Genomic DNA, 23810 nt, shown 5'->3' on the forward strand with positions numbered 1-23810 from the left:
GTTTTTGAAGTGTTGATTAAAGACCCAGGCGCAGGTTGATCCCGAACGAGCGAACGGGCGGCAACTGACCGCCTTCATACCACAGGGTCTCTGATTCAGAAATATCGATGCCGCCACCAATCGCGCTGTATATCAGCAACGGATTGCGGGCAATCAGCGAAATGTTAGCCGATTTGATGAATTTACCCAGCATGCTTTTCGGGAAATTGTACCCCACAGCTACTTCGCGCAGTTTGATGTAGGATTTATCGTAAATCCAGTACTCATTCAGCGCAAACAGCCAGTTTTCATACAGGTTCTGGGCATCGACCCGGGTGGTGTTCGGCTGACCATCTTCCGTTACACCTTCCAGTAAAATACCGCCATTGTTTGCTACCGGATCGCGTTTCGGCACTCCCAACTCGTTCAGACCGGCGGTTTCGGCACCCAGACCCGAATAGTTGTTGAACATTTTCGTGGTCGAGAAGAATTTACCTCCGGCAATGAAGTCGGCATTCACCCGCAACGACAGCCCTTTATACGTGAAGGTATTCAGGAATCCACCTTTGAACTTCGGCAAAACGGAACCCAGCGGCACGTTTTCTTCCTTGATGTATAAACCGGCATTGGCACCACTGCCGTAGACCAGACGGTTTCCGTTCGCATCTTTCTTGATTCCCTGCCCTACCAGCAGACCCCAGTCTTCGCCTTCGCGGGCGTTGAGGGTCAACGTCCGCCATTGGGGGCCGTCGATCTGGTAGTTGGTCAAACCTTCCCGCAGTTCAACGACCTTCGAGCGGTTGCGGTCCAGGTTGATGTCAAACTCCCAGGTAAAACCGGACGCCGACCGAACCGGCGTCGCATTGATGTGCAATTCCAGACCGCTGGTTTGAATCAGACCGGCGTTGATAACGGCGTTGGTATAGCCGCTGGTCGGCGTAACCGGCACCGGAATAATCTGGTTTTTGTTGTCGTTGCGATAGGCCGTAAATTCAAAACCCAGTCGGTTATTCAGGAAACGCAGGTCAATACCACCTTCATAGGAAGACGACAGACCCGGTTGCAGGTTGGAATTCGGCAAAAGCGATGGAAGAAACAGGGTTGCATTACTCGAATACGGTGTTCCGGAGTTGTAGGCCAACGCCGTCTGGTAAGGCCCAACGTCCGTACCTACCTGAGCATAACCGGCCCGGATTTTACCGTACGACAGAATGCTGTTCTGCGGAAGCAACTCCGAGAAGACCAAACCGGCCGACACGGACGGGTAGAGATACGAGTTGTTGGCTTTCGGCAGGGTCGACGACCAGTCGTTCCGAATCGAAGCTTCTACAAAAACAAAATCTTTGTAGCCGATGCTCACGTTTCCGAACACACTGTTGACCTGCCGTTCGTACAAGTAGTTGTTCGACAAAGGCCGGTCGATGGAAGCGGCAATGTTGTAGAAATTTGGTGCCGAAAGCCCCCCTACCGTGGCCTGGAACTGACCGTCGATGCGGTTGTAGCGGATGTTTCCCCCGGCATTGGCGACCACCGACAGGTTGGCAAATTCCTGGTTGTAACTGGCCAGAAATTCGTAGTTGTTTTCGCGGGCACTGGCTCCCAGGGTCGAGTAGGCACCCAAACCACCAGCGTTCAGCGTTCCCTGTGCCACGCGCGATTCCTGCGTAAAGTAGTTCTGGTCGCGCCGGACGGTGGCCGAGGCTTTCAGGAAAGGCGTAAATTCGTACGTTAACCCAATGTCTCCGAACAGCCGGTCGCTGCGGTTGGTGTTCGTATTTTCGTACACCTGCGTATACGGGCTATCCCAGTATTTCGGGCGCGGGTCGGTGGGGCTGCCAATGTTCCAGCTCCGGAACGTGCCATCCGGATTCTTGTAGTTTTTGAGGTCGTCGATGCTAAGCTGGCGCTGAAACCACTGGTTGAACGAACCGATCGTCTGGTTATACCCGTTCAGGGTAGCGTTCGAAATACCGATCGGGCTGTTTGAGGGTGTCGTACCGCCCGAAGAACCGTAGCGGTCAGCCGGCAGGTTGTTCGTTTTGAACGCCGTATAATTCACATTCAGGTTGGCCGACAGTTTGCTGCCAAATTTGATCGTGTTTTTGGCACTGACAAAATCGCGGGTTTGTGATGAGTTCGGAACAATCCCGTTGTTGATGATGTGCGTGTACGAAATCCGGCTTTGGAACGCTTCCGTTCCGCGCGAAAAGGCGATGTTGGTGTTGTTGCTGATCGGTTTGGCGAAGAAATCGCGCACGTTGTTGGGATTCGCCGAATACGGCGTCAACTGTCCGAAGCCGGGGCCCTGTTGCCAGGATGCCGCCGAGCGGTGGGGCGAATTGTCGATGCGGGGACCCCAGCTTTCATCAGCGGCATAATCCAGAATCTTCTGTCCGTTAAACGAGGCCCAGTCTGCCGGATGCAACGCCGGGTCATATTCAAACGTGGCCCAATCCTGCGAATAACCGCCACCGTATTCGTTCTGGTATTTCGGCAGCAGACCCACCATATCGATGGTGGTGCTGTGGTTGATGTCCAGCCGGGTTTCGCCCGCTTTGGCGCGTTTGGTCGTAATGACGATAACCCCGGCCGAAGCCCGGTTTCCGTACAAAGCCGTTGCGGAAGGGCCTTTCAGCACCGACAGCGTTTCGACATCGTCCATGTTGACCTGGCTCACATCGGTGGGCGTTCCGTCTACCACATACAGCGGATCACCGCCCGTCAGCGAGTTGACCCCCCGAACCCGGATGCTGGGGCTGCCAAATTTAGCCGCCGACTGGCCCAACACCTGCACACCCGCAATTTTACCGGCCAGGGCGTTGGCCACATTCTGGTCGCGGGCAATGTTCAGTTTTTCCTGTTTCAGTTCCTGAACGGCGTAATTGAGGGCTTTCTTTTCCCGCGAAATACCGAGGGCCGTCACCACAATTTCCTGGAGTGTTGAAGCGTCGGGTTCCAGCGCCAGATCGACCGTCGAGCGATTCCCGATGGAAACGTCCGTCGTTTTAAATCCAATGAACGAAAACGTTAACGTTCCGGCATTGTCAGGCACGCTCAGGGTGTATTCGCCGTTGGCATTGGAAGTCGCTCCGCGGGAGGTTCCTTTAACGACAATGTTTACGCCGGGAAGTGGAGAAGTGTCTTCGGCGGAGGTCACTTTGCCCGAAACCGTACGGGTTTGCGCAAAGGAGAAGCCCACCGTGCCCAATAGGCACAATGAGGCAATGAGTAAACGTTTCAACATGTTCTTAGTTAGGTTAATGAAGCAATGCACTAATTAGCTAATCACTAATTTCGTAAAGTGAAATTACTACAAAATTTTGTTTTGTCAACAAGTCATAAGGCACTAATCCAAGCCAAAATATTTTGCAAAATGAATGAATACCCATAGAAAAACACACTAATCAGAAGTTAACTGTTTGTCAACCAAATAATTAATATTAGCAACATTGCCTTTACACCAACCTGAATTCCTATTCAATGGCCGTTCTGTTGTAAGCAAACAACTCAGAAAAATTATATATTTGTCCGATGAGTGACATTCCTTTACCTGCCCAATTCCGGCACCAAATGGCGCAGCAATTGGGTGCCGATTACGCGGCTTTTCTGGCGTCTCTGCAACAATCGCCCCCCATCAGCATCCGGGTGAATCCCCAAAAAATGGCGTTACCAACGGCCGATCTGGAACCGGTTTTGTGGTGTTCCGAAGGCTTCTACTTGCCGGAGCGGCCGGTTTTTACGCTCGACCCTTTGTTTCAGGCCGGTGCGTTTTACGTTCAGGAAGCATCGTCGATGCTGGTGGCAGAAGCCCTTCGCCAGACGGCCCGGTTGAAACGCCCGCTGCGGGTGCTGGATCTGTGTGCCGCGCCCGGTGGCAAAAGTACCCTGCTCGCATCCCTGCTAAACGCCGACAGTTTGCTGGTCTGTAACGAAGTCATTCGCAGCCGGATCCCGGTTTTGAAAGAAAATATGGAAAAGTGGGGGCATCCCAATGTCGTCATCAGCAACCACGATCCGGAAGACTTCAAGAGCCTGAACGGTTTTTTCGATGTCGTGCTGGTGGATGCCCCCTGCTCGGGCGAAGGACTGTTTCGGAAAGATCCGGAAGCCATGCTCGAATGGTCGCCGGACAGCGTTGTGTTCTGTGCCGCCCGCCAGCAGCGGATTCTGACGGCCGCCACGCCCCTGCTGTGCGACGACGGATTGCTCCTTTATAGTACGTGTACCTATAATGACGAAGAAAATAGCCAGAATGCCGCCTGGCTGAGCAAACACGGTTTTGAAAACGTTCCGTTAGATTTGCCCGAATCCTGGGGAATTGCTGAAAAAACGCTGGACCAAACCGTCGGCTACCAATGTTATCCCCACCGGGTAACCGGCGAAGGTTTTTTCCTAAGTGTGTTCAAAAAGAAACAACGGTCCAGCCCCGAAATGGGTGTTCCCCGGTCATTTCGGTCGCTCAAACCGGTTCGCAACTGGCAGGAGAAAATCTTAAAGACTTTTCTGAAAAATTCCGACGCATTTTCTTTTTATGTGAAACCGAATGAGGACGTTTTTGCGATCCCGGAAACCCTCTCGGCCGACCTCCGCGTGCTGGATGCGGCCCTCCACAACAAAGGTTTTGGCCTGGAAATGGGCACGTTCAAAGGTGATGATTTCATTCCGTCGCACGCCCTGGCTTTGAGTAACGCTCTGGCCGAAAATCTGCCTGGTATTGAATTATCAAAGGAGGATGCGTTGCGGTATTTCAAGAAGGAAAACCTGGTTTTGAACGAACCGGTGAAGGGCTGGCTGCTGGCCCGCTACAACGGATTGAACCTGGGTTGGCTGAAAGGCGTGGGTAACCGGGTGAATAATTACCTGCCGAAAGAATGGCGCATCCGCATGGATATCAAGGAATATTGATCCGCAAACCCGGCCCGGGGCAAACGCCGGTGTTGGCATTCCAGCAAAAAAAGTAGTTACTTTGCCCCCTTCTGAATCGACACGATCACCCAACAAAGCAACTCAAATTCATGGCTTACGGATTATTGAAAGGCAAGCGAGGAATCATCACCGGAGCATTGGATGAAAAATCCATTGCCTGGAAAGTAGCACTGAAAGCGAAAGAAGAAGGCGCAACGTTCACGCTTTCCAACGCACCGATAGCCATGCGAATGGGTGCGATCAAGCAACTGGCGGAGCAATGCGACGCCGAAATCATTTCCGCCGACGCAACGTCTTTAGAGGATATTGAGAACCTGTATACCAAATCAATGGACGTGTTGGGCGGCAAAATCGACTTCGTGCTGCACTCCATCGGCATGAGCCCCAACATCCGCAAGAACAAACCGTACGGCGATCTGAACTACGAATGGTATCAGAAAAGCCTCGACGTTTCGGCCCTGTCGTTTCATAAAATGATGCAGACCGCCGAAAAACTGGACGCCATCAATGAGTGGGGATCGTTTGTCGCCCTGAGCTACATTGCTGCCCAACGGACGTTCCCGTTCTATACCGACATGGCGGATGCCAAAGCCGTGCTCGAATCCATCGCCCGGGGTTACGGCTACCGCTACGGTAAACTGAAAAATGTTCGCGTCAATACCGTTTCTCAGTCGCCGACGATGACAACCGCCGGTTCCGGCGTAGGTGGTTTCGACGTTTTCTACGAATACGCCGGCATTATGTCTCCGCTGGGCAACGCCACCGCCGAAGATTGTGCCAACTACGTCATCACGCTCTTCAGCGACCTGACCCGCATGGTTACGATGCAAAATCTGCTGCACGACGGCGGTTTCTCCAGCGTCGGCATTTCTGAAGATATGGCCGTGAAACTGACGCAGGTGCATCAGCAACAGCAACAGTAAAAAAGAAGGAATACCGGAGAAGGGAGGAAAGGATGAAAGGGAGCCACTGGCACGTTTGTCCTTTTCTCCCTTTTCTGTTCTTATCACACTTCAATCACACTGATCTTACTATTGCCGTCCATTCCTTTCTCCACCTGAATCTGTACGCTGATCCGCTCTTTAATTTCGTGGCGGTGGGAAATAATGCCGATAGTTTTCTTGCTGTCGTGCTGCAATTTTTCCAGCATCGCAACCGCCGTATCGAGCGTATCAGGGTCGAGTGTGCCGAAGCCTTCGTCAATGAACAGACTTTCAATCTGGACGTTTTGGGAAGCCAGATCGGATAAACCCAACGCCAGCGCCAGACTCAGCGTAAACGTTTCGCCCCCCGACAGGCTCGACACCGAGCGTTCGGTGCTGCCCTGGTAGAGATCCACAACGTAGAGTTCGTCCTGCCCGTCGCGCGGTTTTAACAATAAATACCGATCCGACAGCTCTTTCAACCGGCGATTCGCCAAACCGATCAGTTGCGCCAGCGTCAATCCCTGCGCAAACTTGCTGTAATCGTCGCCTTTCGCGCTGCCAATCAGTCGGTCCAGCTCCCGCCAGGGCCGGGCTTCGGTTTCGAGTTTTTCGAGGTCTTTGGTCAGTTGTTTGAATTTTCGACGTTTCTCCTTGTCTTCCTCCAGTTGTCGTTTGTAATACCCGATATTTTCCCGCTCACCGGATTCTTCTTTTTTGGTGATCTGAAGTTTGGCCGTTATTTCATCCAGCGGCAAGGCGGTTTGGCAGGCGTCGGCAGCTTCCCGGCGTTTCTGCGTTTCTTCCTGCTGCTTCCGAACGATCTCGTCTGCTTCTCTTTCCAGGGCGGTTTTCAGTTCCTGCCACTGCCGGACTTTCGGCGTTTCGAGCAAACAGGCGCGGGCATCGGTCAGGTCGGCAAAACCGCGTTCGGCCAAAACCGGCTGTAATTCGGTCGTCAGCGTTTGGTAGCTTTTATCCGAATCAGCATAGTTGGCGGTGGCCTTTTCGAGCAGGCTCCGCTGCGCACTGATTTTTGCCCGAACGGTAGTATACTGATTGACAAGTTGTTCACATTGAAACCGCACATCATCGCCCACAAACAACTGCTCCTTTTGCGCTTTTAGCAATTCCGCCTGAGTTTTACTCTGCTGCACGGTTTCCAGGTCACCCGAAAGCCGTCGTAACAGACTTTCTTCCTCCCAGAGCGTTTGAATCTGGTTCAGTTCTTTCCGCTGAATCTGAATCTCCTGCTGGGCGTCTCTGATTTGCTCCGGCGACAGCGTTGGGTCCAGCGCGAGTGTGGTCAACCGGTTTGAAATGAAGTTCCGTTTTTCAGAATAGGCTTTTCGAAGCGCGTTCCGCTGTTCGGAATACAGCTCCAGTTCCGACTGTATTTTCAGCAGTTTGCCCTGCAAGGTATCAAACTGCTTTTTCTTATGCTCCAGATCCTTCGTAGCCAGGCGCAATTCCAGTTCCAGTTTGCCGGTCTGGTTGATGTAATGCTGGGCGTATGGATGGTCCAGCGAACCGCACAACGGGCAGGGTTCGCCGTCCTGCAAAGCCTTCCGCAACTCTTCCAGATCCGCTTCTTCGGCCAGTCGCCGTTTGGTGTTCTGAAGTTGTTCTATTTTCTGCTGAAGCCCTTCCACCTCCGCCAATAGCTGGCCCAACGGTTTTTGGTGTTCGTTCAAAAAAGCGGTATGGTCATTGATTTTGCCGTTCAGCGTCGTTCCGTCGAGTAGTCGCTCCTGTTGCTGAATGAGCAACAGGAGCAGTTCGGCCAGATTTCCGTCCTGTTCCAGCAGCCGGTTTAATTCGTCCTGAATCGAAGCCGGGGTTAGGGCCGCGTAATCCTGCTCAATCTGCACCAATTGAACGTTCAACTCATGCAATCGCCCATTGACCGACGCCGTCATCTGGTCGACATGCCGCAAATCAAGCGACTTAAACCACACCAGTTTCGTACTTTCCAGTTCTTTTTTGATCGAACTGAACGCCGGTTTGGCTTTATCCCGTTCAGTTTGGTACCGGTTGGTTAGATCCAGCACGGTTTCCCGAAAGTCGTTCAACTCTTTTTCAAAGGTCTGTTCCGACAGCCCGGTTTTCTGCGTCAGCGTTTGCGCTTTCCCCATCAAAACCGTCTGCTGGTTTTCCAGATCGCGCAGATTCGTGCGGGCCGTTTGCTGGTCCTGTTCGGCGGTTTTGCGGTTCCGCTCGGCGTTGGTAATATCGGAGAAGTGAGCAGCCAAATCGGCGACCTGCTCGTGGCGTTGCAGTCGCAGCGCATCCGGCACAAAAGCCTGTTTTTTTTCTTCCGACACCTGCTGCCGCTTGGTCAAAACCGCAAGCTGCTGATCGGCATCGGCAATCTGGCGCAGAAACTGTTCCTCGTTCGTGTAAAAGACAATCTCTTTGGCGAGTTCATCCAGCCGACTACCAATCGCTTTCTGGCGGGTTTTGAGTTCCTCGACCTGCTCGTCGTTCAATACTTTGATCAGCTCGACTTCCTGCCGTTTGTCCTTGATACGTTCGTCGTACGTTTTATTGACCGCGTGCGCCCGCTGACCCAATTGCCGGTAAATTTCGGTGCCGGTAATTCGTTCCAGCATCTTGCTCCGTTCGGCCGCCCGCGACTTCAGAAACTGGTCGAACGCACCCTGCGCCAGCACGATAGACCGGATAAACTGGTCGTAGGTCAGGCCAATGAGTTCTTCGTTCTTCTTCGGAAATTCACTTAATCCTTTGATCGGTAACAACTGACCTTCCGTTTGCCCTTCGGGGAGAAAGGCAATTTCCATTTCGTAGTTGTTCCAGTTGCCGTTGCGGTTTTTCTTGATCGACCAGCGCGAACGGTAGGCTTTCCCGCCCACTTCATACTCAATCTCCGCATAAGCCGCCGTACCCGGTTCCCGGGCCGCCTGCTGATTGACCAGGATGCCTTCGTCGATGATGCTGGTGTTGGAAATACCGCCCGAAATCCGCGGTACCCGGTTGAACAACGCCAGCGTAATGACGTCCAGCAAAGTCGATTTTCCGGCTCCGGTTGGACCAGCAATGACAAACAGGCCGGTACTGTTCAGCAGCCCTTCGTTAAACTGAATCGGCGGGTGTTCGCCGTAAAAGGAATTGATGTTACGAAAGCGAATTTGTCGGATTTTCATGCAGGAGTACAGGATGGGCTGCTTGTTCCGTAACCAAACGATACAATTCTTTATACGCTTCCAGAAGCGCGGTCCGCTCGTCGCCCTCGACCAGCGACGCATCCAGCCGACGGCCAAACACATCGAGGTACGAAAGGTCCTGCAACTGCGTGTCGGCCACGTAAAGCGAGTCTAACCCTTTTAATTTATTGCGAAAAATCAACCGGGACTTGGCAATCAGAAACGGCGCTTCGGCATAATCGCGCTGCAACTGCTCAAAATGCTGCCGAACCGTCAGGCTTTCGTTCTCTTCTTCGACCAGAATTTCCACCATCGTGGCCAGCGCATCGGTTTCTTCCAGTTTTTCCAGCGTCTCCCGAACGGCATCCAGCGTTCCGGCCACCTGCCGCAACGAGCGGAAATGCGGAACCGGAACGGATTCAATGGTTTTGATTTTGCCATTTTCAACCGTCAATTCCAGCACCTGATGCCGGTTGTCGCGTTCGGCAAAACTCAGCGGAAGCGGAGCACCACTGTAGCGAACGGTTTCAAGTCCGCCAATCTGCTGCGGTACGTGAATGTGTCCCAGCGCCACGTAGTCGAAACCGGGCGGAAAATGCTCCGACGAAAAAGCCGCCTGACCGCCCACCGCGTGAATTTCCCGTTCACTTTCCGGCGAAACCGTCGCGCCATTGACGTACAAATGGCCCATCGCCAAAACCGGCACATCGCGGTATTCCGTCTGGCAATGATCGACAATGCGTTCGTAATGATTCCGGATGCCCATCCGCACGGCTTCAACACGGTCTTCGTAGGTCTGACCCGAAATGGATTGCCGCAAATCGCTGTCGCGGAGATAGGGAACGGCAGCCACCAGCAAATCGATGGAACCGGTGGTCAGCCGAATCACTTCTTCGGCGCAATCGCCGGTTGTGCAGCCGATGACGTGAATATTGAGGTGCCGAAGCAGTTCGCGCGGGGCGTTGAGCTTACTGGGAGAATCGTGATTGCCGCCGGTGATGATGATCCGGCGTTCCAGCGGCAGCATTCGGGTCAGAAACTGGTAATACAACTGCATCGACCCGTCGTTGGGGTTCGTCGTATCGAAAATATCCCCCGAAATGATCAGCACATCGATCTCCCGACTTTCGACGGTTTCGGCCAGCCAGTCCAGAAACCGGACGTGATCGTCGCGGAGTTCATGCTTATACAGTCGTTTCCCTAAATGCCAGTCTGCGGTATGCAGAATTTTCATATGCCAGTGCTTCTAATACCGGAAGTTAGCGAAAAATACCGGATGCTGGCGAAAATCAAAAGCGGAAAATAACGAATCAGGCCTGGTACAGGGCGGGTTGCGACTCGGCTTTTTCGAGTTCGGAGCTATAATACAGGAGGTTCCAGTTGCCGTCGTGATCTTCGACCAGTGCGCTCAGCGATTCCACCCAGTCGCCGGAATTCATGTAAATCAGGTCGTCGAACTGGCGGATGGCCGGTTGGTGAATGTGGCCGCAAATGACGCCGTCGCAGTTTCGGGCTTTGGCCAGTTCGGTCAGTTTTTCTTCAAAATCCGAGATGTAACTCACCGCCTGTTTCACCCGGCTTTTGATCTTCTGCGACAGCGAATAATACGAAAGTCCCCGCCAGGCGCGGTAATTGTTGTAAAATTTGTTGACCCAAAGCAGAAACGTGTAGCCGATATCGCCCAGGTAGGCCAGCCATTTCATCTGCGTCGTGATGGTATCGAAAACGTCGCCGTGGGTAATATAAAACCGCTTTTCGCCGGAATTCAGAACGTAATCTTTCCGGATAGAAAAGAATTTCCCAAGCCGCAACGGCATGATCTGATCCAGAAAATCGTCGTGATTGCCGCGCAGGTAGATCACGCGGGTGTCGTGCCGGTCCATCGCCTTCAAAATGGCCCGCCAGAACGCCGTGTGTTTCTTTTTCCACTCGCCCCCCCGGCGAAGTTGCCAGCCGTCGATGATATCGCCGTTCAGAATTAATTTCTGACAACTGTAGTACTTCAAAAAGTCAGTGACTTCCTTTGCCTTCGAACCGCTCGTTCCCAAATGCACATCCGAAATGACGATCGTTCGGAAATGAGTGTTTTGTTTCATGTCCGAAAATACGGTTTGATTATGAGTCTGGTATTTCCTCAATTTTACCGGATTGCAAACTTTTTCGGACGGTTATGTGGTTTGTTAACAATACCTTAATGTAATTCAATCAACATGGAGAATCCGGTACTCATCTTGGGAGCAGGCAGTTTGGGCGTCACGGCGTTGGACATTTTTCAGCGCAACGGTGTGGTCGTCTACGGTTTGCTGGATGACGATAAAAAATTACACGGCAAAGAATTCGGGGATGTGACGGTGTTGGGCGAAACCGACGACGACGGTTTTTTGAAGCTCATCGGCCATAAATGTGAAGCCTTCGTGGCCGTAGACGACACCCGCGTCCGGAAAAAACTGGTCAAAATGCTGAACGACCGGCGGCACGTCCAGCCCGTCAACGCCATCCACGATACCGCCATCATCTCGGCTACGGCCACCCTCGGCCACGGGAATCTGATTACGGCCCGGGTCGTCATTAACCCTTTTGCCGAAATCGGACAGCATTGCATCATTCAGTCGGGCTCGGTCATCGAGTCGCAGACCAAACTTGGCGATTTTGTCCACATCGGAACGGGCAGTTCCATTAATTCGGCCGTCACCATCGAAGAAGGTGCTTTCATCGGTACGGGTGTAACGGTCATTGCGGGCGTCACCATTGGCAAAAACGCCCGGATCGGCGCGGGATCGGTGGTGATCGAAAACGTGGAAGCCGGGACGACGGTGTTCGGTAATCCGGCGAAAAAAGTCGGGTAAAAGAGTAATTTGAGTTGTTTCGCGGAGTTGAGCGGAGAAAAGGGGAGTTAAGCAGAGAAAATAAATAACTCCGCTTAACTCTCCTTTTTCTCCGCTCAACTCCGCGAAATCTATTTAAATCCTATCTAACCGATTTTTACCGAAAATCTCCTCCAAAAGAAGCCGACTTTTCTCCAGTACGAGCATTCCGGCAATCACTGCCAGCGTTTTCCGCAATTCTTACCGCATTCCCGTCGATTTTTACCGGTCCTCTCCCGACCATCAGCCGGATCTTTGTCCCGGTCATTTCGAGTAATCATTCTAAAATCATACCTCATGAAAAACTCCACCTCAAAAACCGTCGTGTTCATTACCGGCGCATTTGTTAGCCACACCTGCTGGGACGAATGGAGAGCGTATTTCGAAAGCAAAAGCTACACCACCTTTGCACCGCCCTGGCCTTACAAAGACGCCCCGGCCGTTGAACTCCGGGCCCGTCAGCCGAATGACAAGCAACTGGCGCTGCTAACGCTGGGTGAACTGGTCGATCATTACGCGGACTTCATCCAGGCACTCCCCGAAAAGCCCATCGTGATCGGGCATTCGTACGGCGGGATGCTGACGCAGATCATGGTAAACCGGGATCTGGCTGCGGCTGGGGTCGCCATCCACTCCATTCCTCCCCTGGGTGTGTTTCCATACGAGTTTTCGTTTCTGAAAGCCGGCTGGAAATCGCTGGGCATCTTTACCGACCTGGAGGAAACGTATCTGATGTCGTTCGAAGACTGGCAATATGCTTTTGTCAATGGCATGCCGCTGGAGGAACAACAGGCTTCGTACGAAAAATACATCATCCCGGAATCGAAAACCGTTGCCCGGGGTGCCCTGACGAATGTCTCCAAAGTGGATTATGCCAAACCGCACGCGCCCCTGCTGTTTACGGCGGGCGATCTGGACCACATCACCCCGGCTCATTTGAACATCCGCAATTTCAGAGCCTATGAATTCAACGGTTCCGTGCTGGACTACAAATTATTTAGTGGCCGCAATCACTATGTGCTGGGGCTTCCGACCTGGCAGGAAGACGCCGATTTTATTCTGGACTGGATCGATACGAAAGTTCTGGTGAAAAAAGCCGCTTCAGTGTAACCGCCAAAAACGCTGCGTATACAAAATACCGTTCTTTTACTCCACACCATTCTTTTTGATTCTAACCACACTTTTTATCTCATAAACACGCTGAAATCATGAAATTTCTCCTGATGCTTATTGTCCTGGCCTGTCCGTTTCTGGCAACGTCCTGCGACGACGACGAAACGGAAGCGGCCCCCAAACCGACCTTCGTATTTGTACATGGTACGTTCGCCGATGAGTCGGCCTGGCAGTTGATCAAACCCAAGCTGGAACAGGCTGGTTATTCGGTGGTTGCCTTTAATTTGCCCGCCCACGGCACCGATCCGACGCCCGTGAGCAAAGCCAATTTTGAGTTGTATGTCAGCACGGTTGTCCAGAAAATCAACGCCATTTCGGGGAAAGTGGTTTTGCTCGGTCACAGCATGGGCGGCATGGTCGTTACCCAGGTGGCGGAGCAGATTCCGGCCAAAATCGAAAAACTGGTGTATCTGTGTGCTTTTCTGCCTAAAAACGGCCAGACGCTCTACGAACTGGCCAGTTCCGATACCGAAAGTTTGCTGGGACGCAGCCTGCACCCGGAAGCAGATGGCCTGACGGCTTCGCTGCCGCCGAATGTGCTGGTTCAGGTTTTTGCCGTCGATGCGCCGGAAGCCATTCAGAAAGAGGTGGCGAAAACCCGGCCGGAACCGCTGGCGGTTTTTGCGGCCAAGGCCAGCCTGACGGACGCCAACTTCGGTAAAATCCCCAAATACTACATCAAAACGCTGAAAGATGAGGGCGTTACGCCCACGTTACAGCAACGAATGATCGACGGCTACCCGGGCAAAATTGCAAAAATCTACACGATGAACACGAGCCACAGCCCCTACTGGGCCAAACCGGACGAACTGGTGACCATTTTGAAGGAGATTAACTAAGTCATTTCATCTACTTCTCTTTAAACGAACATGGAAATACAGATACTGCCCGTGATCGAACCGCTCGATCCGGCAACGGATCCCGCCATCGAGAGCCGCACCAAAGCTTTTCTGAACGCCCTGAACAACGGTGGAGGCACGCCGATGGAACAACTCAGTCCGGCAGAAGCCCGGGCGGTGCTGGAATCGGCCCAAACATCGGTCGAGGTTGATTTGTCCGGCGTTTATGTTTCGCAACAGACCATTTCGCAGGACGGTTTAAGCGTGGATCTGGACATCGTTCGCCCGGCGGGTGTTGCCGGTATGCTCCCCGTTTTCCTGTTTTTCCACGGCGGAGGCTGGGTGCTGGGCGACTTTCCGACCCACCAGCGGCTGGTGCGCGACTTGGTCGTCGAGTCGGGGGCCGTAGCGGTTTTTGTCAATTACAGCCGCTCGCCGGAAGCCCGGTTTCCCGTAGCACTCCATGAGTCGTATGCCGCTCTCCAGTGGGTGGCCGCAAACGGGGCGGAGCTAAACGTCGACGGTTCACGGCTGGCCATCATCGGCAACAGTGCCGGGGGCGACCTGACAGCCGCCGTCGCGCTGATGACCAAAGACAAAAACGGCCCGAAAATCCGCTTGCAAGTGTTGCTGTGGCCCGTTACCAACGCCGATTTTGACACGGTTTCCTACCATCAATACGCGACCGGCCGGTTTCTGACCCGCAACATGATGATCTGGTTCTGGGACAGTTACGCCCCGAATCCGGAAGACCGCCGTTCGTATTATGCGGCCCCGCTGCAAGCGACCCTCGAACAGTTGAAAGGATTACCGCCAACGCTGATGCAGGTGGCCGAAAACGACGTGCTGCGCGACGAAGGCGAAGCCTACGCCCGCAAGCTGGACGAAGCCGGGGTGCCGGTTACGCTGATTCGTTACCAGGGCATGATTCACGACTGGGGATTGCTCAATCCGCTGAGTCAGATGCCGGGTACGCGCTCGCTCATCACCCACGCAGCGGCTGAATTGAAGAAGTTTTTGGGCTAACAACTGCCTTGTTGCCGCGTTGGCGACCCCGCATGGGTTCTGTACTGAAATTAAAAAGAGAAAAACCGTTGATTCAAAGCAGTTTACCGGCGTATTTTTAAGAAAGAGAAACCAAGTTCACACCGTCGACCTATTTCGTTGAAGCAACACTCTTCCTGAAGTGTTGCTTCAATTTGTTGTTCTAACTTCCTGCGTTCTGATGAGACGATCCGTTTTTTTCTTTCTTTTCTGGGGATTATGGCTGCTTCGTGAGCCGGTTGCTCAGGCGCAGGCAAAAACCCATTCGATCGATAGCTTAATGATCCTGCTCCAGCAAAGCCGTCCCGACACCAACCGGGCCAATCTGCTGCTGGAACTGGCCCGGAGCTACATCCTCAAACCGGGCGAGCAAGCAAGCGATCTGGATACGGCCTTGCTGCTGGTGCGTCAGGGTTATTCGGTCAGCCGGTATTTGGCGTATGAAAAAGGGCAGGGTGTTGCGTATTTGATTGGCGCACAGGCATACCGGGAAAGCGGGAATACGCAGCAAGCCCGCCGGTTTGGTCAAACGGCCATCCATCGTTTTACCAAAAACCGCCATGTCGCCGAACTGGCGGCTGCCTATATGGAATTGGGCAACACCTATGGCAGTTCCGATGAAGAACTAAAGCAACGAATTAAATATTACGAACAGGCACTTCCTTTATTTCAGCAGGTTGGCAATAAAGAGCGTGAGGCCATGACCTTACGGGAGCTGGCTGACTTTTACCATATCCTTTTAAATACAACCAAAGCAATTGAATTGTTAAAAAAATCACTGGCTATTTATAAACAAATCAACTATCCAAATTTGCAAGGTGTCTATGATTTATTAGGGGTATTGTATAACACGACCGGCGATTTTAGAATGGCGACAAAGTATGGGTTATTAGCCTTAAAAACCGCTGAATTACAAAATGATACGACCCTTCAGTTATGCACCATTTATAACCGGATTGGCATAAATTATGATGATGTGCATGATCACAAACAGGCCATTCATTACTTTCTACGCTCTCTCTCTATTGCCCGGCGGTACAATGACCTGTCATCCATTGGCCTTGTGGGCGCCAACCTGGGTACATCGTACTATAAATCAGGCCAATATGAACACGCCATTGCTTTCCTGTCGAAACTGAAAAAAGAGTACACCGCGCCTGATTTATATTTCGACATCAGAGTAAACAGTTTATTTCTCAAGATTTATCAAAGCAAGAACCAGTATAAACAGGCCCAGTACCATTACAATCAATTGATTGACCAGGTTGCTCAATTTAAAAAGATGTATCCGGGCTATCTATCCATTATTCTCGTTTACCCGCCCCTGATTGATTTCCTGATCAACACGCACCAACTTGATCAGGTGCCCCCCCTTTTGAAGGAACATGTTGAAAATGCGGAGCAGATGGGAAATAAAAGTATTATCGCCACCAGCCATCTTATGCAGTTCCGATTGGATTCCGCACAGGGTCATTACCTAACCGCTATCAATCATTTTAAAATCTATAAATCACTTCAGGATTCGCTGTACAGTGAGAATAAAAACAAGGAGATTGCGCGGTTAAATGTAGAGTTTCAAACCGAAAAAATAGAGCAGCAAATTCACCTCAACCAAAAAAATATTCAACTTCTGACCAGTGCGAATCTGGCACAGAAATCCCGCAATGAAGTCGAGCGCAACAGCATGGTTGGCGGGGCCGTTCTGCTCACACTGCTCCTGGGATTGACCTATAACCGCTACCGGCTGAAACAACGCACCAACCAGCAACTCGAAACGAAACAGCGGCTGATCGACCAGAAAAACCAGTCGCTCCAGGAGGTGTTGAGTGACAAAGAACGGCTTTTGGAAGAACGCGAATGGATGTTGCGGGAGATCCACCACCGGGTCAAGAACAATTTGCAGGTCATTTCCAGCATGCTCAACTCCCAGTTTGATTTCCTCAACGACCCGACCGCTCTGGCCGCCATCCGCGAGAGTCAGAACCGCGTGCAGGTCATGGCCCTGATTCACCAGAAACTCTATCAATCCGACAATCTGGCCCAGATCAACATGCGGGAATACATCCACGAAATCGTGGATTACCTCATCGAATCCTTCGACCGGTTCAACACCATTCACCCCCAGGTAGCGAGTGTCGATGTTCAATTCGATGTAGCCCTGGCCACACCTTTGGGACTGATTATCAACGAAGCCGTCACGAATTCGCTCAAATATGCTTTTCCCCAAAACCGTCCCGGCACCATTATCGTCACCCTGACGGCTGTTGAAGAGCAAACCTACCGACTGATTATCAGCGATGATGGCGTGGGATTGCCCGCCGGGTTTGATGTCGCCCGCAGCAACTCACTGGGCCTGACGATGATCCGCGGGTTGAGTAAACAGATCAAGGGGAAATTGGCGATTACCCAGGAAAACGGGGTGGAAATCAACCTGGTATTCAGCGTGGCTAAAAAACCGGTGCGGGCGGTTTTGCAGACGAGCTAATGGATTAAACGGGCCGAACGGTGATGTTCAGCTTTTTCATGCGCGCTTCCAGCGTCGTCGGTTTGATGTTCAGGAGTTCGGCGGCCCCACCTTCGCCCCGGATGCGGTTACCGGATTTTGCCAGAGCCGCCAGAATCGCCGTTCGCATCGTGGTTTGCAAAGGTTCTACTTCCGCAGAGGACGGTGAAACAACCGACGGAACCGCCAAACCCGTCAGCAGCGGCTCGGCGAGTTCCAGCGTGGTGGTGCGCGACAGAATGGCCGCCCGCTCCAGCACATGTTCCAGTTCCCGAATGTTGCCCGGCCAGGCATAGTGCCTCATCTGCTGCAGCGACGAATTGGCAATCCCGGTCAGCGGTTTTCCCAGTTTTTTGCCGATTTTCTGTAGGAAATACGTCGTCAGGGGCAGCAAATCCTCCAATCGCTCGCGCAGGGGCGGCAATCGGATTGGAAAGACATTCAGTCGGTAATACAAATCCGAGCGAAACCGGCCTGCCGTCACTTCCTGCTGCAGGTTTCGATTCGTAGCCGCAATGATCCGGACATCCACCCGGATCGGCCCCTTTCCGCCCAGCCGTTCAATCTCTTTTTCCTGAATCACCCGCAGCAGTTTGGCCTGCAACTCCAGGGGAAGCTCCCCAATTTCGTCCAGAAAAATAGTGCTTCCGTTTGCCAGTTCAAACTTGCCAATCCGCTTTTCGGTGGCCCCCGTGTAGCTCCCCCGTTCGTGGCCAAAAAGTTCGGATTCAATGAGTTGGGGGGGTAGTGCCGCGCAGTTGACTTTCACGACCGACCGGTTTTTGCGGTTCGACTGGTTGTGTACCGCCCGGGCAATCAGCTCTTTTCCCGTACCGGTTTCGCCCGTAATCAGCACGGTAGAATCCGTTTTAGCGACCTGCCCTACACTTTCAAACACGGTTTTCAGGGCCAAACTGGTTCCAATAATCTCCTCGAAATTATGTCCGGTTTTAATCTCCTCCCTCAAATACGTCTTCTCCTGTTCCAGTTGCTCGCTCAAGTCTTTGATTCGCTCGTAGGCTACCAGATTTTCCAGTGCCAGCGCGATCTGACTGCCAATTTCCTGCAAAACCAGCACGTCTTTGCGGGTAAACGCATAGGCGGCTTTGCTGCCCAGCAACAGCGATGCCATCGGCTGGCCCTGGCTGATGATCGGGATATAGAGAAACGATTTCCAGTCGGCTCCTTTGCCATACACGGCCTCGGCCAGTCTCCGCTGCTTTTCTGTCTCCGGCGATTGTTGGTCCGCAGGTTCCGTAAACCAGGGCGTCATTCCGGTCAGAGCCGCCACGGCGTCCTGGGCGGGCAGCAGGGTGAACGAACCGTCGACTTTCTGTACCACGGTTGTCGTGGCAGATGATGCCGCCGTGGATTCAATCCGAAAGATCGCCAACCCGTCGATGGGCAGGAGGTTGTTGAGCGCTTTTGCTACCAGCGGAACGATCTCTGCCCGGTCTTTGCCATTCCGAAAAGCCGTAACGATGGCCAGTTCCGTCGCTTTGGTCTGCCGGTGGGCTTCGATTTCCTCGTAGGCCAGCAGGTTGTTCAGGGCCAGCGCAATCTGGGGAATAATCAAACTAATCGATTCGTACTCTTTCCGGGAAAAACCGTCGGCAAGCGTGCTGGACAACAGGATGGTGGTAGACGATTCCCGCTTCAATTGAATCGGAAAAACCGCCAGCGAACGAACGCCAAAACGATCCCGGCAGGAACGAATGGTCGGGTACCGTTCACACAGTTGATCAAAGGCGGTTTCGGTGAAAATACCGCCCTGTTCATCCGGCTGGCCCAATGATTCCCGTTCCAGTTCGTCGATCTTTTCGTCGCGCCGTTCACTTTGCACCAACGAAGTGAACGCAATGCGCTCGAAGATTCCGGGAGCAACCTTTTGCAGCATCAGCCAGTAACTGGCGGTTTCGTCGGACAAACCGATGCGGAGTGTAAAGAAGGAAAAGGGAACAATTTGATCGATTTGATCGGCAATAGCCAGACAAAGCTGGCTGCGGTCCTGAATGGTTACAATGGCATTATTCACAGCCATTTGCAGCGCCTGTTGCTGCCTCAACCGGGCTTCTTCGCTATGTGCGTGCCGGTACCGGGCGATTTCCAGTGTGGACAGAACGTCTTTTTCGCGAAACGGCTTGTTCAAAAACCCGAACGGGTGTGTTTCTTTAGCCAATTCCAGCACACGGCTCGTCAGGTTGGCTGACAGGTAAACGAAGGGCGTATTTTTTTCACGCAGCCAGTGCGCCAAATCGATGCCGGTCTGATCGCCATCCAGAAAAATGTCCAGTAAGACAATATCCGGTCGCTGCTTTTCGACCATTGTGATCGCTTCCGGAACCGATCCGGCCAACCCGATAACCCGGTAGCCGGCCTTTTCCAGGATGCGCCGAAGGTCGTTGGCAATCATAAATTCGTCCTCGACAATGAGCAAGGTAGGCGACGGGACCAATTCGTTCGGAGACAGCATTTTTTCTGGATTTTGGATTCGGTTTCCGGTACGGTGAACCCAAAGATACGAACAAGAATACAGGGGCGTAGCCTCCAAAATCCAACTCCACTATAATGGAGGCACTCCAATATGTTGGAGGACATTACCAGCCACAGACAGGCTTAAACTAATCTATAAATAATTGAAAATCAAAGTATTAAATATCGCCTACGGTTTACTTTCATTCGTAAAGGAGGGATGGCATTTCATTGGTATACAGAGTCTTTGAATTGATTCCGAACAACCTGAAACGCTCTTCTGTATGAAACGCTACCTCCAACAAGAACCGCTGATCGTTCAGCAAGTCGAAACCAGTCAATGGCTTTTGCCGGTTCATACGCACGACTTCTATGAACTCATTCTGATCGGCAAGGGCAGTGGGTACCACATCATCAATGACAACCGCTTCCCCTATACGGCGGGCGACGTATATTTTCTCGGCCCTTCAGACCATCACTCCTTCAGCGTGGTTGAAAAAACCCAGTTCTGTTTTCTCACGTTCACCGATGCGTACCTGAGTGGTTTGGTCAACGTTAAAAATACCGTCTGGAAGCGAATCAAGACCTATAGCCTGCACACCACGCAGGGTTTTACGGGGAGTCTGGTTAATAATGTGACGGATCAACAACACCTGAATGCCCTGTTGTCTATTCTGCTGAGCGAACAAAAAAGCCCCCGCCAGCTCTCTTCGCCGATCGTCGATGCCCTGATGAGCGTTATGCTGAGTCTGGTTGAGCGCCAGATTTCGCAACAGCAACTCAAATCGATCCAAACGCTAACGCCATCTGCCGACTTGGTCCCTAGCATTATTGCCTACATCTGTCAGCACATCATGCAACCCGAATCCCTGCGCATCGAGCAGTTGGCCGATGTTTTCCATTATTCGCCCGGCCATCTGAGTGCGCTGTTCAAGCAACAGGTCGGCGAATCGTTGCAGCACTACATCATCCAGTACAAACTGAAACTGGTTGAAAAGCGGCTGCGGCTGAGTACGCTGACGGTTTCGCAAATCGCCGATGAATTTGGGTTTACCGACATCTGCCACCTGAATAAACTCTTCAAACGGTATTACCAGCATACGCCGATGGTGTATCGAAGGGTGCGGGTGTGATTTGAATTGTTTCGCGGAGTTGAGCGGAGAAAAAGAGAGTTAAGCGGAGCTATTTATTTTCTCTGCTTAACTCCTTTTTCTCCGCTCAACTCCGCGAAACAACTCAAATCACTCTACATACAACTCCACATTCGCCAGGAAATCCTGGTACGTCCGTTCCACACCGTCTTTCAGTTCCGTCGTGTGTTTCCAGCCCATGTCGTGGAGCCGCGAGACGTCCATCAGTTTGCGGGGAGTGCCATCGGGTTTGTCGGTATTCCAGCGGACTTCGCCTTCGTAGCCCACCACCTGCTGCACCTGCTCCACCAGTTCGCGAATCATGACGTCTTCGCCGGTGCCGATGTTGACAAACAGCTCCTCGTCGTAGTTCTGCATCAGGAAAAAACAGGCGTCGGCCAGGTCATCGGCGTGCAGGAACTCCCGGCGGGGCGTCCCCGTCCCCCACACTTCTACGAACGGCTGGTCGTTGACTTTGGCTTCGTGAAATTTGCGAATCAAAGCGGGTAAGACGTGCGAGCCCTGCAAATCGTAATTGTCGTTTGGCCCGTAGAGATTGGTTGGCATGGCTGAAATGAAATTGCAACCGTACTGGCTGCGGTAGGCTTCACACAGTTTTATGCCGGTTATTTTGGCGATGGCGTAGGGCTCATTGGTCGGTTCCAGAAAACCGCTCAGCAAATATTCCTCTTTCAACGGCTGGGGAGCCAGTTTCGGATAAATGCAGGAGGAGCCCAGAAACAGCAGTTTCTTGACGCCAGCCACGTAGGCATGGTGAATGATGTTGGCTTCAATCAGCAGGTTATCATACAGAAATTCGGCCCGGTAAGTGTTATTGGCGACAATACCGCCCACTTTTGCCGCAGCCAGCACCACGTAATCCGGCTTTTCGGTTTGAAAAAAATCTTCGACGGCGGCCTGGTTGCGCAGATCCAGTTCCGACGAGGTGCGAACCAGCAGATTTTCAAATCCTTCCGCCTGTAATTTCCGGACGATGGCCGATCCAACCATTCCCCGGTGACCAGCTACGTATATTTTAGCGTCTTTTTCCACAATTCAGTATTTTAGTACTAAAGTTAGGCACGGTTTCTGACAAAATAAAACCACATCAAAAACGTTGCATTGATAAGGTTAAACCGGCCAAGCCGCTGAGACTGATTTACGCTGCATGAAACGAATTACGATACTTGGGTTATTACTGGGTAGCGGGCTGGTGGGAACAGCCCAGACGACTACCTCACCCGTTCAGAACTCCTTTACCACCTCGCAAGCACCGGTTACGGAGAAGTCGGCCAAGGGCGACAAACCCGGTCTGTCGCTGGTGCCAACGGGTGTGGAGAATCTGGTGAGCGAAACGCTGCCCGATCTGGGGCTGAAAGTCAAGCAATTCAAGAAAGACCAGAAGGATAAATCCGAACGCAAAAAGAAACAAAGGCTGGCCCGGACGGAATACGAAGGACTGCCGATTGTCGAGCAATACACGAAGTTTGGCAGTGGCGACCGCACCATCATCGAGAAGTTTACGGTTTTGAAGCAATACCGCCAACCGAATGCCTACGTCCGCGAAAACTACTGGTTTGACCCCAAAGCCCAGCGGATTTCGTCGGCACTGATCAAAGACAAGGAAAAAGTCATGATCATGCACGGGCCGTATAAGCGTTATCAGAACGGTATTCTGCTCGAAGAAGGTTTCTATTACGTGGGCGCCAAAGACGGCCGCTGGGAAAAATACGACGCCAATTACAAGCTCCTTGACAAGCAAAAATGGGATCGCGGTTTTCCCGCCGAATCCGAGATTACGTATTACGATTCGGCGCATACGAAAGTCAAGGAAGTGCTGCCGAAGGAGTTTGGGAAAGTCAACGGGCAGTACATGGCATTCTACGAAGGCGGCCAACTGGCGGCTGAAGGCAAGTATGACAACGGCGTGAAAGTCGGTCGCTGGATCGAATATTACCAGTTCCGGCGGCAACGCAAAAAAATCACCCAATACGGCCGCGACCGCTGGACCGAAGAATTCGAACCGTACGTCATCAGCGAGTGGGACGACAAAGGCAAGATCACCTACGAACGCCCGAAAGAAAAAGAGGTCGCAGAAGACGATCAGTAAGCCTACAGCAATTTCTTCACCACCGGCAGGGCTTTTTCGGCCCACTGGCGGTATTGTTTCCCCGAAAAATGCAGCCCGTCTTCGGCAATTTGTGACGGATCTCCGGCCGCCGTGCGTGACGTTGGCGTAATATCGACGTACACAATACCGGCTTTTTTGCATTCATCCAGCGCCACGGCATTAAAGGCGTCAATCTCTTTCGCAATCTGCGGACGATCCCGGCCTGACCCGGCGGCATAGGGCGTTACGCCCCAATCGGGAATGGATAGCACAAAAACCCGCCCCGGTTTTCCACCGGCAAAGCGGGTGGCGGTTTGCAGCAAGGCCCGAAATTCCGTGCGGTATCGTTCGACGTCTTGCCCCCGGTATTGGTTGTTGACGCCAATCAGGAGCGACACCAGTTGGTACGTTTTCTGGTTTCCGCTCTGTTTGATCGCGTCGCTCAATTCGCTGGTGGTCCAGCCCGTACGGGCAATGATGTCGGGATCGGTGATGGTTAAACCGTCTTTTCGCAGTAAACCGGCCAGCAGAACACTCCAACGGTCGGCTTCCGGGACGCTCTCGCCAATGGTGTAGGAATCGCCGAGGGCGAGGTAATTGGCGTCAGCCGACGCGCCGGGCTTGGGTGTCATACGGTCATCTTCAGCACCGGGTTGGGCGCAGGCCAGAAGGAGAAAAAGAAA

16 protein-coding genes are annotated in these 23810 nt (G+C 52.5%); 9 read left to right on the forward strand and 7 right to left on the reverse strand.

Going from position 1 to position 23810, the window contains the following annotated elements; translation table 11 throughout:
- Window positions 1–16: 16 nt before the first annotated feature.
- A complete protein-coding gene (locus tag DUE52_RS03445) occupies window positions 17–3223 on the reverse strand; it encodes a SusC/RagA family TonB-linked outer membrane protein (protein WP_114404551.1) in 3207 nt (1068 codons plus the stop codon).
- Between the two features lie 287 nt (window positions 3224–3510).
- Between DUE52_RS03445 and DUE52_RS03450 the strand changes: the two genes are divergently transcribed.
- Complete coding sequence (locus DUE52_RS03450; RefSeq protein WP_114404552.1) at window positions 3511–4884, forward strand: RsmB/NOP family class I SAM-dependent RNA methyltransferase; 1374 nt, start codon at window positions 3511–3513, stop codon at window positions 4882–4884.
- A 110-nt stretch (window positions 4885–4994) separates the two neighbouring features.
- Window positions 4995–5828: an enoyl-ACP reductase FabI gene (locus DUE52_RS03455; protein WP_114404553.1), complete on the forward strand. Its 834-nt coding sequence runs from the start codon at window positions 4995–4997 to the stop codon at window positions 5826–5828.
- 83 nt (window positions 5829–5911) lie between these two features.
- On the opposite strand, the gene DUE52_RS03460 is transcribed toward DUE52_RS03455, so the two are convergent.
- The 3 genes from DUE52_RS03460 to DUE52_RS03470 all read right to left on the reverse strand — a co-directional run bounded on the left by DUE52_RS03460 (window position 5912) and on the right by DUE52_RS03470 (window position 11088).
- Window positions 5912–8992: an AAA family ATPase gene (locus DUE52_RS03460; RefSeq protein ID WP_114404554.1), complete on the reverse strand. Its 3081-nt coding sequence runs from the start codon at window positions 8990–8992 to the stop codon at window positions 5912–5914.
- Entirely contained in the window at window positions 8964–10226 is a 1263-nt protein-coding gene (locus DUE52_RS03465) for an exonuclease SbcCD subunit D C-terminal domain-containing protein (RefSeq protein ID WP_114404555.1), read from the reverse strand. Before DUE52_RS03465 ends, DUE52_RS03460 begins: the two co-directional genes overlap by 29 nt.
- A 76-nt stretch (window positions 10227–10302) precedes the next feature.
- On the reverse strand, window positions 10303–11088 hold the full coding sequence (locus DUE52_RS03470; protein ID WP_114404556.1) for a UDP-2,3-diacylglucosamine diphosphatase: 786 nt from the start codon (window positions 11086–11088) through the stop codon (window positions 10303–10305).
- Window positions 11089–11202: 114 nt separating this feature from the next.
- Here DUE52_RS03470 and DUE52_RS03475 point away from each other — a divergent pair, with 114 nt between their 5' ends.
- From DUE52_RS03475 to DUE52_RS03495, 5 genes are all read left to right on the forward strand, one after another.
- Window positions 11203–11838, forward strand: a complete 636-nt coding sequence (locus DUE52_RS03475; RefSeq protein WP_114404557.1) for an acetyltransferase — start codon at window positions 11203–11205, stop codon at window positions 11836–11838.
- 315 nt (window positions 11839–12153) lie between these two features.
- A complete protein-coding gene (locus DUE52_RS03480) occupies window positions 12154–12966 on the forward strand; it encodes an alpha/beta hydrolase (RefSeq protein WP_114404558.1) in 813 nt (270 codons plus the stop codon).
- A 98-nt stretch (window positions 12967–13064) separates the two neighbouring features.
- Window positions 13065–13868, forward strand: coding sequence for an alpha/beta fold hydrolase (locus DUE52_RS03485; protein ID WP_114404559.1), 804 nt, complete (start codon window positions 13065–13067; stop codon window positions 13866–13868).
- Window positions 13869–13898: 30 nt separating this feature from the next.
- Window positions 13899–14894, forward strand: coding sequence for an alpha/beta hydrolase (locus tag DUE52_RS03490; protein WP_114404560.1), 996 nt, complete (start codon window positions 13899–13901; stop codon window positions 14892–14894).
- A 199-nt stretch (window positions 14895–15093) separates the two neighbouring features.
- Window positions 15094–17397 (forward strand): histidine kinase dimerization/phosphoacceptor domain -containing protein, encoded by a 2304-nt coding sequence (locus DUE52_RS03495; RefSeq protein WP_114404561.1) that lies wholly within the window; start codon window positions 15094–15096, stop codon window positions 17395–17397.
- Window positions 17398–17401: 4 nt separating this feature from the next.
- On the opposite strand, the gene DUE52_RS03500 is transcribed toward DUE52_RS03495, so the two are convergent.
- Complete coding sequence (locus tag DUE52_RS03500; protein WP_114404562.1) at window positions 17402–19888, reverse strand: sigma 54-interacting transcriptional regulator; 2487 nt, start codon at window positions 19886–19888, stop codon at window positions 17402–17404.
- Between the two features lie 283 nt (window positions 19889–20171).
- Between DUE52_RS03500 and DUE52_RS03505 the strand changes: the two genes are divergently transcribed.
- Window positions 20172–21020 (forward strand): AraC family transcriptional regulator, encoded by an 849-nt coding sequence (locus DUE52_RS03505; RefSeq protein ID WP_114404563.1) that lies wholly within the window; start codon window positions 20172–20174, stop codon window positions 21018–21020.
- 108 nt (window positions 21021–21128) lie between these two features.
- Here the strand turns inward: DUE52_RS03505 and fcl are convergent, their stop codons facing one another.
- Window positions 21129–22070 (reverse strand): GDP-L-fucose synthase, encoded by a 942-nt coding sequence (fcl, locus tag DUE52_RS03510; RefSeq protein WP_114404564.1) that lies wholly within the window; start codon window positions 22068–22070, stop codon window positions 21129–21131.
- Window positions 22071–22185: 115 nt separating this feature from the next.
- Here fcl and DUE52_RS03515 point away from each other — a divergent pair, with 115 nt between their 5' ends.
- The gene (locus DUE52_RS03515; RefSeq protein WP_229312053.1) at window positions 22186–23127 is read left to right on the forward strand and encodes a toxin-antitoxin system YwqK family antitoxin; all 942 of its coding nucleotides are present in this window, start codon (window positions 22186–22188) and stop codon (window positions 23125–23127) included.
- Between the two features lie 2 nt (window positions 23128–23129).
- On the opposite strand, the gene DUE52_RS03520 is transcribed toward DUE52_RS03515, so the two are convergent.
- Window positions 23130–23759, reverse strand: coding sequence for an SGNH/GDSL hydrolase family protein (locus DUE52_RS03520; protein WP_114404565.1), 630 nt, complete (start codon window positions 23757–23759; stop codon window positions 23130–23132).
- Window positions 23760–23810: the final 51 nt, after the last annotated feature.

Origin of the sequence: Larkinella punicea, assembly GCF_003334855.1 — a bacterium.
Taxonomy (GTDB): Bacteria; Bacteroidota; Bacteroidia; order Cytophagales; family Spirosomataceae; genus Larkinella; species Larkinella punicea.

Excerpts from the sequence above, each read along its gene's own strand:
- DUE52_RS03445 (WP_114404551.1), bottom strand. The coding sequence starts at position 3,223 with ATGTTGAAACGTTTACTCATTGCCTCATTGTGCCTATTGGGCACGGTG.
- DUE52_RS03450 (WP_114404552.1), top strand. The coding sequence starts at position 3,511 with ATGAGTGACATTCCTTTACCTGCCCAATTCCGGCACCAAATGGCGCAG.
- DUE52_RS03455 (WP_114404553.1), top strand. The coding sequence starts at position 4,995 with ATGGCTTACGGATTATTGAAAGGCAAGCGAGGAATCATCACCGGAGCA.
- DUE52_RS03460 (WP_114404554.1), bottom strand. The coding sequence starts at position 8,992 with ATGAAAATCCGACAAATTCGCTTTCGTAACATCAATTCCTTTTACGGC.
- DUE52_RS03465 (WP_114404555.1), bottom strand. The coding sequence starts at position 10,226 with ATGAAAATTCTGCATACCGCAGACTGGCATTTAGGGAAACGACTGTAT.
- DUE52_RS03470 (WP_114404556.1), bottom strand. The coding sequence starts at position 11,088 with ATGAAACAAAACACTCATTTCCGAACGATCGTCATTTCGGATGTGCAT.
- DUE52_RS03475 (WP_114404557.1), top strand. The coding sequence starts at position 11,203 with ATGGAGAATCCGGTACTCATCTTGGGAGCAGGCAGTTTGGGCGTCACG.
- DUE52_RS03480 (WP_114404558.1), top strand. The coding sequence starts at position 12,154 with ATGAAAAACTCCACCTCAAAAACCGTCGTGTTCATTACCGGCGCATTT.
- DUE52_RS03485 (WP_114404559.1), top strand. The coding sequence starts at position 13,065 with ATGAAATTTCTCCTGATGCTTATTGTCCTGGCCTGTCCGTTTCTGGCA.
- DUE52_RS03490 (WP_114404560.1), top strand. The coding sequence starts at position 13,899 with ATGGAAATACAGATACTGCCCGTGATCGAACCGCTCGATCCGGCAACG.
- DUE52_RS03495 (WP_114404561.1), top strand. The coding sequence starts at position 15,094 with ATGAGACGATCCGTTTTTTTCTTTCTTTTCTGGGGATTATGGCTGCTT.
- DUE52_RS03500 (WP_114404562.1), bottom strand. The coding sequence starts at position 19,888 with ATGCTGTCTCCGAACGAATTGGTCCCGTCGCCTACCTTGCTCATTGTC.
- DUE52_RS03505 (WP_114404563.1), top strand. The coding sequence starts at position 20,172 with ATGAAACGCTACCTCCAACAAGAACCGCTGATCGTTCAGCAAGTCGAA.
- DUE52_RS03515 (WP_229312053.1), top strand. The coding sequence starts at position 22,186 with ATGAAACGAATTACGATACTTGGGTTATTACTGGGTAGCGGGCTGGTG.
- DUE52_RS03520 (WP_114404565.1), bottom strand. The coding sequence starts at position 23,759 with ATGACACCCAAGCCCGGCGCGTCGGCTGACGCCAATTACCTCGCCCTC.